Origin of the sequence: Flavobacterium sp. ZB4R12 (assembly GCF_048276375.1) — a bacterium.
Lineage (GTDB): Bacteria > Bacteroidota > Bacteroidia > Flavobacteriales > Flavobacteriaceae > Flavobacterium > Flavobacterium gawalongense.
On sequence record NZ_JBLNKS010000010.1, the window covers coordinates 1 to 11,783 of the forward strand.

Annotated in this window: 11 protein-coding genes; 7 read left to right on the top strand and 4 right to left on the bottom strand. The window is 36.6% G+C overall.

What is annotated here, in order from left to right; genetic code table 11:
- Nucleotides 1-186: 186 nt before the first annotated feature.
- Genes ACNO7W_RS08530 through ACNO7W_RS08545 form a run of 4 tightly spaced genes read right to left on the bottom strand, consistent with a single transcriptional unit; the run spans nt 187 to nt 4,785 of the window.
- Entirely contained in the window at nt 187-1,569 is a 1,383-nt protein-coding gene (locus ACNO7W_RS08530; protein ID WP_417937793.1) for an aldehyde dehydrogenase family protein, read from the bottom strand.
- Nucleotides 1,560-2,228 carry a gamma-glutamyl-gamma-aminobutyrate hydrolase family protein gene (locus tag ACNO7W_RS08535; RefSeq protein ID WP_417937794.1) on the bottom strand — a complete coding sequence of 223 codons (669 nt, stop codon included), beginning with the start codon at nt 2,226-2,228 and terminating at the stop codon, nt 1,560-1,562. Before ACNO7W_RS08535 ends, ACNO7W_RS08530 begins: the two co-directional genes overlap by 10 nt.
- 2 nt (nt 2,229-2,230) lie before the next feature.
- Nucleotides 2,231-3,367, bottom strand: a complete 1,137-nt coding sequence (locus ACNO7W_RS08540) for an iron-containing alcohol dehydrogenase (RefSeq protein WP_417937795.1) — start codon at nt 3,365-3,367, stop codon at nt 2,231-2,233.
- Between the two features lie 59 nt (nt 3,368-3,426).
- A complete protein-coding gene (locus tag ACNO7W_RS08545; RefSeq protein WP_417937796.1) occupies nt 3,427-4,785 on the bottom strand; it encodes a glutamine synthetase family protein in 1,359 nt (452 codons plus the stop codon).
- Nucleotides 4,786-5,249: 464 nt separating this feature from the next.
- Between ACNO7W_RS08545 and ACNO7W_RS08550 the strand changes: the two genes are divergently transcribed.
- From ACNO7W_RS08550 to tnpA, 7 genes are all read left to right on the top strand, one after another.
- Entirely contained in the window at nt 5,250-6,746 is a 1,497-nt protein-coding gene (locus tag ACNO7W_RS08550) for a DEAD/DEAH box helicase family protein (protein WP_417937797.1), read from the top strand.
- A gap of 134 nt (nt 6,747-6,880) precedes the next feature.
- Entirely contained in the window at nt 6,881-8,101 is a 1,221-nt protein-coding gene (locus ACNO7W_RS08555; protein WP_417937798.1) for a type I restriction-modification enzyme R subunit C-terminal domain-containing protein, read from the top strand.
- 35 nt (nt 8,102-8,136) lie between these two features.
- Nucleotides 8,137-8,808 (top strand): DUF433 domain-containing protein, encoded by a 672-nt coding sequence (locus tag ACNO7W_RS08560; RefSeq protein ID WP_417937799.1) that lies wholly within the window; start codon nt 8,137-8,139, stop codon nt 8,806-8,808.
- The gene (locus tag ACNO7W_RS08565; RefSeq protein WP_417937800.1) at nt 8,808-9,233 is read left to right on the top strand and encodes a hypothetical protein; all 426 of its coding nucleotides are present in this window, start codon (nt 8,808-8,810) and stop codon (nt 9,231-9,233) included. Before ACNO7W_RS08560 ends, ACNO7W_RS08565 begins: the two co-directional genes overlap by 1 nt.
- A gap of 95 nt (nt 9,234-9,328) precedes the next feature.
- Nucleotides 9,329-9,982, top strand: a complete 654-nt coding sequence (locus tag ACNO7W_RS08570; protein WP_417937801.1) for a restriction endonuclease subunit S — start codon at nt 9,329-9,331, stop codon at nt 9,980-9,982.
- A complete protein-coding gene (locus tag ACNO7W_RS08575; protein ID WP_417937802.1) occupies nt 9,979-10,578 on the top strand; it encodes a restriction endonuclease subunit S in 600 nt (199 codons plus the stop codon). The genes ACNO7W_RS08570 and ACNO7W_RS08575 overlap by 4 nt, the downstream gene beginning before the upstream one ends.
- A gap of 601 nt (nt 10,579-11,179) precedes the next feature.
- Nucleotides 11,180-11,635, top strand: a complete 456-nt coding sequence (tnpA, locus tag ACNO7W_RS08580; protein WP_417937922.1) for an IS200/IS605 family transposase — start codon at nt 11,180-11,182, stop codon at nt 11,633-11,635.
- The last annotated feature ends 148 nt before the right edge of the window (nt 11,636-11,783 follow it).

Genomic DNA, 11,783 nt, shown 5'->3' on the forward strand with positions numbered 1-11,783 from the left:
CCCGCCTGCGCAGATGGTACTGCAGTTATGTGGGAGAGTATGTCGTCGCCTTTCTTTAATCTGAACCCGTTTCAGATTCTATAAATCCTCATCATGAATTTGATGAGGATTTTTTTTGCTCCTAACTTTTTTTAATACAGTGAAAGAGGGAAGGATCAAGTATTATTTTTTAGGATTAATCCTATTTTATTTCTTCCAATCTCCTCTTAAATGATAGGCTTTGGGTTTGGTAAAAGCCCGAATTCCCGCATGTGAAAGTGTAGCGCCAAAACCGGAATGTTTTCGTCCAGACCAAGGCAACGCTGGAGAAACCCTATCACAACAATTCCAATAACCCGTTCCTGAATTTACTTTTGTAAGAATTGCTTCGGCGCGTTTTTGTGATACAGAATACACCGAAGCTGTCAATCCATAATCAGTGTCATTCATCAAATGAATGGCTTGCTCATCATCTTGGACTTTCATAATCCCGATAATTGGTCCAAAAGATTCTTCCTGCATCACGAGCATATCGTTAGTGACATTAGACAAAACCGTTGGTTCAAAATAGTTGCCGGGTTTGTTGATTCGTTTTCCGCCACATTCCAATTTTGCTCCTTTCTCCAAGGCATCTTTCACTTGGTTTTCCAAGATTTCAATTTGTTCGGGTCTTGTTAATGCTCCTAAATATACCCCTTCTTCTGTTGGTAAACCCGCTTTCCAAGATTTTACTTCTTCAACAAAAGCCTGTACATACGCATCATATTTTTTTTCTTGGACATAAATGCGTTCTACCGAGCAACAACTTTGCCCGTTGTTGTAAAAGGCTCCATCAGCAGTGCCAATTGCAATATTTTTCACATCTTCGACATCGTTGGTTATGTAAAGAGGATCTTTTCCGCCAAGTTCTATTTGGCAAGGAACCATTTTCGGAGCCACTTTTTTATAAATATATTGTCCCGTTTTATAAGAACCGGTAAAGAAATAGCCGTCAAAATCCATTTCCAATAATGCTGCTCCTATGTTTCCTTTTCCAATGGCAATTTGGAAAACATTAGCGGGAACGCCAGCTTCCAAAAGCAGTTTTTGGATTTCTAATCCCGTTAAACTGGAAAATTCCGATGGTTTGTACAATACTGCATTTCCAGCAAGTAGCGCAGGTACAATCACGTTGATTCCCACTAAATAAGGATAATTCCAAGCCGATATATTGCAAATAACTCCAAGAGGTTCATAGACAATTTTCTCTCCCATTCCGTCTTGTTCCACCATATATTCGTCCGCCAAATATTTGTCCGCATTGCTGCAAAGCCAGGAAATTCTGGCTCTTGCGCCATTGATTTCGTTTCTGGATTGTTGTGTGGGTTTGCCAACTTCAGACGTTAAAATTTCAGCTAGGGTTTCTATATTTTTTTCCAACAAATCGTGGAATATCATTATGATTTTCCGTCTTTGTTCTACTGTTTTGGCTTGCCAATCGAGTTGTCCTTTCTTTAAATCAGTAAATTTTTTAGACAAACTTGCTTTATTATCTTGGTTTATTTTTGCTATTTCCTTTCCGTTTGCAGGATTTATTATTTCTAATTGCATATTTTTTCTATTAAAGCTTTTCGTATGTTTTTGCTGAAAGGACTTTCTAAATCTCCCATTCTTTCTGGATGCCATTGCACCGCCAAAAGAAATTGTTCCTCTGGATTTGTAGATTCTATAACTTCTATAACTCCATCTTCGGAATGCGCGACTGCTTTTAAATCAGTTCCCAATTTTTCAATGGATTGATGATGTGAACTGTTAACTTCCCCAGATTCCTCTTTCACAATCGAATAAAAGAAGGAGTTTTTCTCTACTTGAACTTGGTGTTTTTTGTCTTCTGTTCCTTTTTTATGAATTTCGTTTTTGCTTTCGCCATTATCTAAATGCAAAGTTCCACCTTTGTAAACATTGATTAATTGCAAACCCCTACAAATTCCCAAGATTGGTTTATGTGATTTCAAGGCTTTTGCCAAAACCTCCATTTCAAATGTATCCCGTTTTGTATTGAATGTTTCAGGTGCATTTGCATAATCTACCTTTTCGTTGGGTTCCATATCGATACCGCCAGTAAACACGACCGCATCGCAATTGGCGACATCTTGCAAATTATTTTTTTCATACGACAGTTCAACGATGTCGATGTTTTCATCATTTCCTTTTATCCAGCGAGGATAATTGTGATAATTTGTTTCGGAAAATGTTACTCCAATTTTCATTTTTAAAGGGCTTCTAAATACAGTTTTTTGAAATCTTCCCTGCTTACCGGTTTTGGATTATTTGGGTGTGCAAAATCTTCAATTGCTAAATCAGCAAGAGTTTCAATATGTTCTAATTTCACTCCGATAGCACTTAATTTATGCGGAATATTTATTTTGGTATTCAAGTCAAAAAGATATTGTACAACAGCTTCGCCGGTATGTTCTTTTAGTTCCAAGGTTTGGGCAATTCTTTTGAACTTATCCTCGTTTCCTGCAATATTGAAACGCATTCCATAAGGAATATTCACGGCATTTGCCAATCCGTGGTGTGTATCTAACAAAGTAGAAAGTGGGTGTGCCAAAGAGTGCACCACACCAAGCCCTTTCTGGAAAGCGATGGCTCCCATCATCGAGCCCAACAACATTTTAGAACGCGATTCCATATCGGGATTGTTGGTGGCTTTTTCCAAGGATTCGCTGATTAATCGCATTCCTTCAAGTGCAATTCCATCACAAATAGGATGGTAATTTTTTGCCAAAAATGCTTCCATATTATGCGTCAAAGCGTCCATTCCGGTGGCTGCCGTGATAAATGCCGGCAATTCCATCGTGAGCATTGGATCGGCAAAAACGATTGCCGCCAACAGTTTTGGCGAAAACAATATCTTTTTTTGGTGTGTTTCATCGTCCGAAATAATAGCGCTTCGACCCACTTCGCTTCCGGTTCCGGCTGTGGTAGGAATGGTGATAAGCGTTGGCACGTCATTGGTAATATACACATCACCGCCTATTAAATCGTCGTATTTAAATAGGTCTTCCCGGTGATTGATTCGCAAGGCAATGGCTCTTGCCACGTCTAAGCCGGCACCGCCACCAATGCCAATAATGCAATCGCATTCGGCATTATCATAAGCATCGCCACCTTTGTAAACGTCTGATTTTACAGGGTTTTTATGAATGTCATAAAACACTTCCGGTTCAAAACCTGCATTTTGCAAATCGGCAACTATTGTCTTGAAGAAAGGCAAGGCAAAGACATTTGGATCTGTTACCAATAATGGTTTTTTGAAACCATTTTTCTTCAAATATTCGGGTAGTTCTTTTATTACTCCAGCTCCAAAACGTATCGTTGTTGGAAAATTAAATTGTGAAATCATTGTTATGCTTTTATAATTTAAGATTTTTGTATTTTCATTACTCCAGTTTTAAGAAGACATTATATTATCTCGAAATATCTTTTCATTTCCCAGTCAGTAACAACTTTAGCAAATTGGCGCCATTCCCATTCTCTTGTTTCCGTAAAATGTTTTACAAAGGTATCGCCAAAAAGTTCATTGGCAATTTTTGAATCACGCATTTTGAAGGTGCTGTCAATCAAATTTTTTGAAAGTCGTCCGTTGCTTTCGTCGGTGTATCCGTTTGCGAGAGTTCGGGGTTGTTTCAATTCCAAGTTGTTTTTTATACCATACAAACCGGCAGCCATACAAGCGGCTATTGCCAAGTGAGGATTGGTGTCGGCACCAACGATTCTGGTTTCCAGTCGGCAGGATTTTGAACCTGCAGGCAATGATCTCAACGCCACGGTGCGATTATCAATTCCCCAAGTAAGGGTTGTTGGTGCCCAAGCTCCTTCAACTAATCTTTTGTATGAGTTTATTGTTGGGGCAATCATTGGCAATATTTCTGGTAAACAAAGCAATTGTCCTGCTATGTAACTGCGCATCAGATCACTCATCTTGTTTGGGTCTTTTTCGTCGAAAAACAGATTTTTGCTGGCATCGGCATTCCAAATACTTTGATGAATATGACCTCCGCAACCAGGCAAATTTTCTGAAATTTTTGCCATAAAAGTTGCCATAACCCCGTGTTTATAGGCAATTTCTTTTACAGCAGTTTTAAACAAGGTTGCTCTGTCGCCTGACAAAATCGTTGTTCCGTATTGAATGGCAACTTCATAAGTTCCTGGTCCGGTTTCGGTATGAAGTCCTTCTACAGGAATATCAAATTTCGTCAGTAAATCGAACAAATCCGTGAAATAATCATTCTTTAAAGAAGTTCTCAAAATCGAATAACCAAACATTCCCGGTGTGAGTGGAGTAAGGTTTTGGAAATTTTTGGCTGCAGCTGATTCAGGTGTTTCAGCAAAATTGAACCATTCGAATTCTTGGGAAACAAAAGGCGTGAATCCCGCTTGATTAGCTTGTGATTCAATTTTTTTTAATAATTGTCTTGGGCAAATTTCAAGTGGACTTCCATCATTTTTGATAAACTCACCCAAAAAAAAAGGAACATTGTTTTCCCAGGGAATTTTCCTAAAAGTGTTGAAATCAAGTCTTACTTTAGCATCAGGATAACCGGTGTGCCAGCCTGTATAAGTGCCGTTGTCATAAGAAACATCGGTCATATCCCAACCAAAAACGACATCACAGTAACCAAAATCACTTTCGAAAATGGTACTGAATTTTTCGGCAGAAATGTATTTTCCTCTCAAAACACCGTCAATATCGACGATTGCCAGTTTTACCTTGCCGGATGGATGCTGTTTTATATAATCAATAATTTCAAGTTTATTCATCTGGATATTTATTTTGGAATTGATAAAATCTTTATATAAATATAGTTTTTAGTTTTCGTTATATTTTTAAATCAATCAAGTCCTTTTCTGAAATTTAGAAAGACCTGATTTTAGAAATTCAGATTACTTTCATAACAAATCTATAAAATTTAGAAAGAATTTAAAGATTTTATTTTCTTTTATGAAAAAGTTTGAATAATATGTAGCTACCAATTAAAGTATTGCAATTACGAATTTAGAATTGTAAGTAATTGCCCCTGCAGATGGTACTGCAGTTATGGGGAGAGTAGGTCGTCGCCTTTCTTTTGAAAAACCCTGTTTCTAGCGAATCAGGTTTTTTTGTTTTATAATAGGTTTTATAAATTGTAGGAATTACTTTTTAATTGTATTTTAGCTCTCAAAATTTGTAATAGTGTATCCACTAATTTTTATACCTTTAACATAATTACATTCTGACTTAGTTCATGCTCAACCAAAACCCAGAACAAATTTCGCGAGATAACATTGACAAACAATTAGTTGATTGTGGGTGGATTATTCAGGATAAGAAAAAAACAAATCTTGCGGCTGGTTTGGGAGTTGCCATTCGGGAATACCAAACTGATATTGGTCCAGCGGATTACGTTTTGTTTGTAGATAAAAAAGCCGTTGGTATCATTGAAGCCAAACGGGAAGAAGAAGGGATTCATTTGACTTCTGTTGAAGAACAATCTTCTCAATATGCCAATGCCAAACTCCGTTTATTAAACAACGACCCATTGCCTTTTGTGTATGAAAGTACAGGAGAAATCACTCGTTTTACAGACTACAGAGATCCAAAACCGCGTTCCCGAAATGTTTTTACTTTCCATCGTCCGCAAACTTTTTTGCAATGGTCGAAAGATTCTAAAACCTTGCGCGCCCGTTTACATGATATTCCTGCCCTAGCTGTTGATGGCTTACGTGATTGTCAAATTACAGCCATTGCCAATTTAGAAAAATCATTCAAAGACCAACGACCGAAAGCCTTGATTCAAATGGCAACAGGCTCAGGTAAAACCTTTACGGCGATTTCTTTTATTTATCGTCTCTTGAAATACTCGAAAGCCAAACGAATTCTATTTTTGGTAGATACTAAAAATTTGGGAGAACAAGCCGAAGGCGAATTCCGTTCTTATACTGCCAGTGAAGACAATCGACTATTTACTGAATTGTACGGCGTAACCCGTTTGAGCAGTTCGTTTATTCCTAATGATAGTCAAGTATACATCAGTACGATTCAGCGGATGTATTCTATTTTGAAGGAAACGGAATTGGACGAAAGTGCCGAAGAAGAAAACCCAAACGAATTGCGCTTTGAACCCAAAGAAGCAGTTCCAGTCGGCTATAATGAAAAAGTACCGATTGAGTTCTTTGATTTTGTGGTTATTGACGAATGCCATCGCAGTATATATAATTTATGGAAACAAGTCTTGGATTATTTTGACGTGTTCCAAATTGGGTTGACGGCTACTCCAGACAATAGAACCTTTGGTTATTTCAACCAAAATCTGGTTTGCGATTATGGGTATGAAAAAGCCGTCATTGATGGTGTTTTGGTTCCGTATAATGTATTTACGGTAGAAACTAAAATCACCAAAGAAGGAAGTGTCATCAACATAGGCGAAAAAGTAGACAAACGGGAACGACTCACCCGAAAAAGATTTTGGGAAGCCATTGATGAAGATGAAATATACAGCGGCAAACAATTAGACAAAGACATTGTAAACCCAAGTACCATACGAACGATTATCAAAGCGGTGAAAGATAATTTACCAGCTATGTTTCCAGATAGGTTCCTCACCCCGACCCTCTCCAAAGGAGAGGGAGACGAAACCGAAATTGGGAGTAGTGAAATTTTGGTTGATGCTTATGCTGATGGATTTGAAGTGCCGAAAATGCTCATATTTGCTAAAACCGATTCCCATCCGAAGACATTATAGAAATTGTCCGGGAGGAATTTGGAGAAGAAAATAAATTCTGTAAAAAGATAACCTATAGAAGTTTAGAAGATCCCAAATCGGTCTTACAACAATTCCGTAACGATTATTACCCTCGTATTGCAGTAACGGTAGATATGATAGCCACAGGAACTGACATCCGTCCGCTGGAAGTATTGTTATTTATGCGTGATGTAAAAAGCCGTTCTTATTATGAACAAATGAAAGGTCGTGGCACCAGAACCTGTTCCGTCGAGGAATTGAAAGCCAAAGGAACCCCTTCGGCTAAATACAGTAAAGACCATTTTGTGATTATTGATGCTATTGGTGTCGAGAATTCTCAAAAAACCGATAGCCGACCGTTAGAAAAAGCACCCGGCGTTTCTTTGAAAGATGTTTTGGCTAATGTGGCAATGGGAAACACTTCGGAGGATATGTTAACTACGCTTGCCAATCGTTTGATTCGTTTGGAATGCCAACTTTCCGAAAAAGATAAACTCAAATTTGCTGAACAAGCCAATGGTTTTACCATCAATCATATAGTGAAACAATTGTTGAATGCACACGACCCGGATTCCATTGAAAAAATAGAATTAGGAGTAAAATTAAATTTAAGAGGACAAGCGCCTATTGAAATTGAAGCTGCAATCGAAAAAGGAAAACAACAGTTAATTGAAGATGCTGTTGCCGTTTTTCACAATCCGGATTTGCGCGATTTTATTGTGGATATTCGCAAGAAATACGACCAGATTATCGATGTCGTGAATATTGATACGATTACCAACATCGGCTGGGTAAAAGACCAAGATGCAGCAGCAAATACAACAATAACGGATTTCAAAACTTGGATAGAAAGCCATAAAGACGAAATTACTGCTTTGCAGATTTTCTATGCTCAGGATTATCGCCATAGGGAGTTTTCCTATAAGATGATTAAAGATTTGTGCGAAAAATTAAAAACCGAAAAACCTTTGTTAGCTCCTTTAGCCGTTTGGCGCGCCTACGAACAATTGGAAAAAACCAATGGTTCTACCAAAAACGAACTGATTGCCTTGGTATCGTTGATTCGACGCGTAAGCGGTATTGATGCTACGCTCACAGCCTATGATAAAACGGTAGATAAAAATTTCCAAGATTGGGTATTCAAGAAACAAGCAGGTACTTTAAAGTTTACAGAGCCCCAAATGCAATGGTTACGCATGATGAAAGATTATGTAGCCAATAGTTTTCATATAGATCGAGACGATTTTGATTTAAGCCCTTTTAATGCCGAAGGCGGATTGAGTAAAATGTGGCAATTGTTTGGCGAAGAAACAGATGCGATTATTAATGAATTAAATGAAGTATTAGCTGCATAAAAAAGCATAATTTTGTATCAACTTTAAATTTAGAAATGTTCGAAAATCATTTACAACTTGGCAATGGAGTTTTTACTACGCAAGAAATTGCGCAGATTCTTCGTGTGCCATACCCTAAAGTTAGAAACTGGATTACTCAATATTGGGATGGTGAACTGGGAAAATGTTATGAACAACAATATTCTTGGTCTGTTGGAAATACTCGTGCTGTTGGTTTTCATACACTCATTGAGTTTTATGTAATGATGCAATTTACATTAGCCGGAGTAAAAACTAAAGCAGTTTTAAAAGCACACAAAGAACTAGGAGAGCATTTTAAGACCAATTTCCCTTTTGCAAAAAAAGAAGTATTAGACCATATCTCAACTGATGGTTTAAAAGTATATTTTAAAATAAATGATGTAAATATAACTCTTGATGGAAGCAAGCAATTCAATTTAGACATTATCAAAATGTTTTTTAAGAATTTAGATTTTGATAATGATATGTTAGCTTCTCGTTTTTGGCCAATGGGCAAAAGCCATAAAGTAGTTTGTGATCCGCATAGAAAGTTTGGACAACCTGTATTAGATGGCACAAGTATTCAATCCGAAGCTATTTACAGAATGTATCTTGCCAAAGAACCCCTTAATTTTATTGCTTCTATTTATGAAATTCCATTAAAATCGGTTAAAGATGCCATAGCTTTTCATAAAAATGCAGCTTAATGGTAAAAAAATACAAAATCTATATTGATGAAAATATGCCCAGCCAATTGGCTCGTGGTTTACATACTTTGCAACAACCTCAAAACGCAAAAGATGGTTTCGAAATAGAAGTACTTTCTATCAAAGAAGTTTTTGGACAAGGTGCTCAAGATGAAGATTGGATACCAAAAGTAGGAGCCGAAAACGGTATTGTAATTACCCAAGATTTTAGAATACAATCCCAAAAACACCAACGCGAGTTATATATAGAAAGTGGCGTTGGTATTTTATTTCTTAATCCCCCTTCAAATGGGGGATTTTCCTATTGGGATTTAGTTAAAAAATTAATTTCGGAATGGGAAGATATTAAGAAAATAATCAAAAAGAACAAAACGCCTTTTGCTTATAGAGGAACGTCAAGAACAAAATTTGAGAAAATGGATTAGTTTTTATTTGATAAGAATAAATCATATAAAAACACGCTATTTTACAGCAATATCTAATTTGACTACAACTCAAAATTATTAACAATTTGCCTTTAATGACACAAAAGAATAAATTACCAAAAGATTGGAAATGGGTTAAACTCAAAGAAGTTTGTGAAGTTGTTACAGGTACAACACCCCCAAAATCTGATATGACTAATTATGGAAAGGATATACCCTTTTTTAAACCACCACATTTATGGGATGGCTTAATTGGTGAAACAGAAGAAATGCTTTCTTCAAAAGGAGCTACTAAAGCTAGAATAGTACCTCCAAATACTGTATTAGTTACTTGTATTGGTAATCTTGGAAGAACAGGTTTTGTAAGGAAAGAAGCTGCATTCAATCAGCAAATAAATGCAATACTTGAAAATGAAAAGATTGACGGAAAATATATCTTTTACCAAGCACAATCACCAACTTTTAGAAATCAATTAGAAAAATTAGCTACTGGAACAACCGTTTCTATAGTAAATAAAGGAAATTTTGAAACTATTAGTATTCCTTTAGCTCCACCAAATATTCAACAATCCATCGTCTCCAAAATAGAAGAACTTTTCAGCGAGTTAGACAAAGGTATTGAAGATTTAAAAACTGCACAGCAGCAATTAAAAATCTATAGACAAAGTGTTTTGAAATGGGCTTTTGATGGGAAGTTGACGAATGAAAAAGTTAAGGAAGGAGAATTGCCGAAGGATGGGAATGGTTGAGATTTGGAGAATTGTTTTCTGAAAGTCCACAAAATGGGTTGTACAAACCATCTACTGAATATGGAACTGGAACACCTATAATTAGAATAGATGGGTTTTATGATGGTGTAATTTTAAACGATTATCAATGTAAAAGACTTAGATTAACTAATGATGAAATTAACAGATACTTGATTTCTGTTGGAGACATTTTAGTTAACAGGGTAAATAGTATGCCATATTTAGGAAAATGCGGAATAGTAAAACATCTAAATGAAAAAACTGTTTTTGAAAGTAATATAATGAAAATTCGAGTTAAAAAAGAAATTTCATTTTCGGAATATATTTCTATATATCTTACTTCAAAAAAAGGTTTAAGTGAGTTAAGAAAGAATGCCAAACAAGCCGTTAACCAGGCAAGCATAAACCAAACTGATGTTTCTAATGTATTGATCCCACTTCCACCAATCCAAGAACAACACCAAATCGTTCAAGAAATCGAGAGTCGTTTGAGCGTATCCGATAAAATGGAGGAAAGTATCAGTCACAGTTTACAACAAGCCGAGGCATTGAGACAAAGTATATTGAAAAAGGCGTTTGAGGGCAAACTTGTATAATATGTACCGAGCCTACAGCTCTCTATGACGGTAGCGTTTTGTTGTGTCAACTGGACTAAAGTCCAGCCTTACAAAATGGGTCGAGCCGATGGCTCTGAGACGTAATGAATAAATCCCGTTGGGATGACAAATGTTGTAGCAACGGATTTTAATCCGTTGATATTAAACAAAACGGACAAAAAGTTCCGTAGGAACGGCACATGTTATAGCAACGGATTTTAATTCGTTGAATTGAAAAAGGCGTTTAGTGGGAGTTGGTGTAATGATATGTACGCTCTCTATGACGGTGGCGTTTTGTTGTGCCAACTGGACTAAAGTCCAGCCTTACAGAATGGATCGAGCCGATGGCTCTTATGCGTAATGAATAAATCCCGTAGGGATGACCAATGTTGTAGCAACGGATTTTAATCCGTTGATGTTAAAAACAAAACGAACAAAAAGTTCCGTAGGAACGGAACATATTGTAGGAACGGATTTTAATTCGTTAATGTAAAACAGCACATGTTGTAGCAACAAATTTTGTTTCTTTGAAACTTTGAAACATAGAAATGATTCATAAAAAAATAGATATGGCAAATACCTATCATCAAGTTTACTATCTATCATCTATCATCAAGTTTACATTCAAGCAGTTTTTGCAGTAAAGTACCGAGAAGCCGTAATTAGCAAGGAATGGAAATCAACACTAATGGGCGTAATTGGCAATTTGATTAATGAAACGGGGTGCAAAACCATCATAGTAAATGGTGCTGAGGATCACGTGCATTGTTTCTTGGGATTGAAACCAGTGGTTTCTATTTCAGAATTGATGAAAACAGTAAAAGCAAAATCATCAAAGTATATTAATGACCATCAATTGACAAAACATCGATTTGAATGGCAGGAAGGATATGGAGTTTTTTCTTATAGTCATTCTCATATTGATAATGTTTATAAGTACATTGCTAATCAGGAAGAACATCATAAAAAACAAACATTCAAAGAGGAATATTTGGCGTTTTTAGACAAGTTCGAAGTCCCTTTTGATGAAAGATATATTTTTGAGGATTTGAAATGATCCGAGCCTACGGCTCTCTATGACCGTGGAGTTTCGTCGTGTCAACTGGACTAAAGTCCAGCCTTACAGAATGAGTCGAGCCGATGGCTCTTATACGTAATGAATAAATCCCGTAGGGATGACCAATCTTGTTGCAACGGATTTTAAT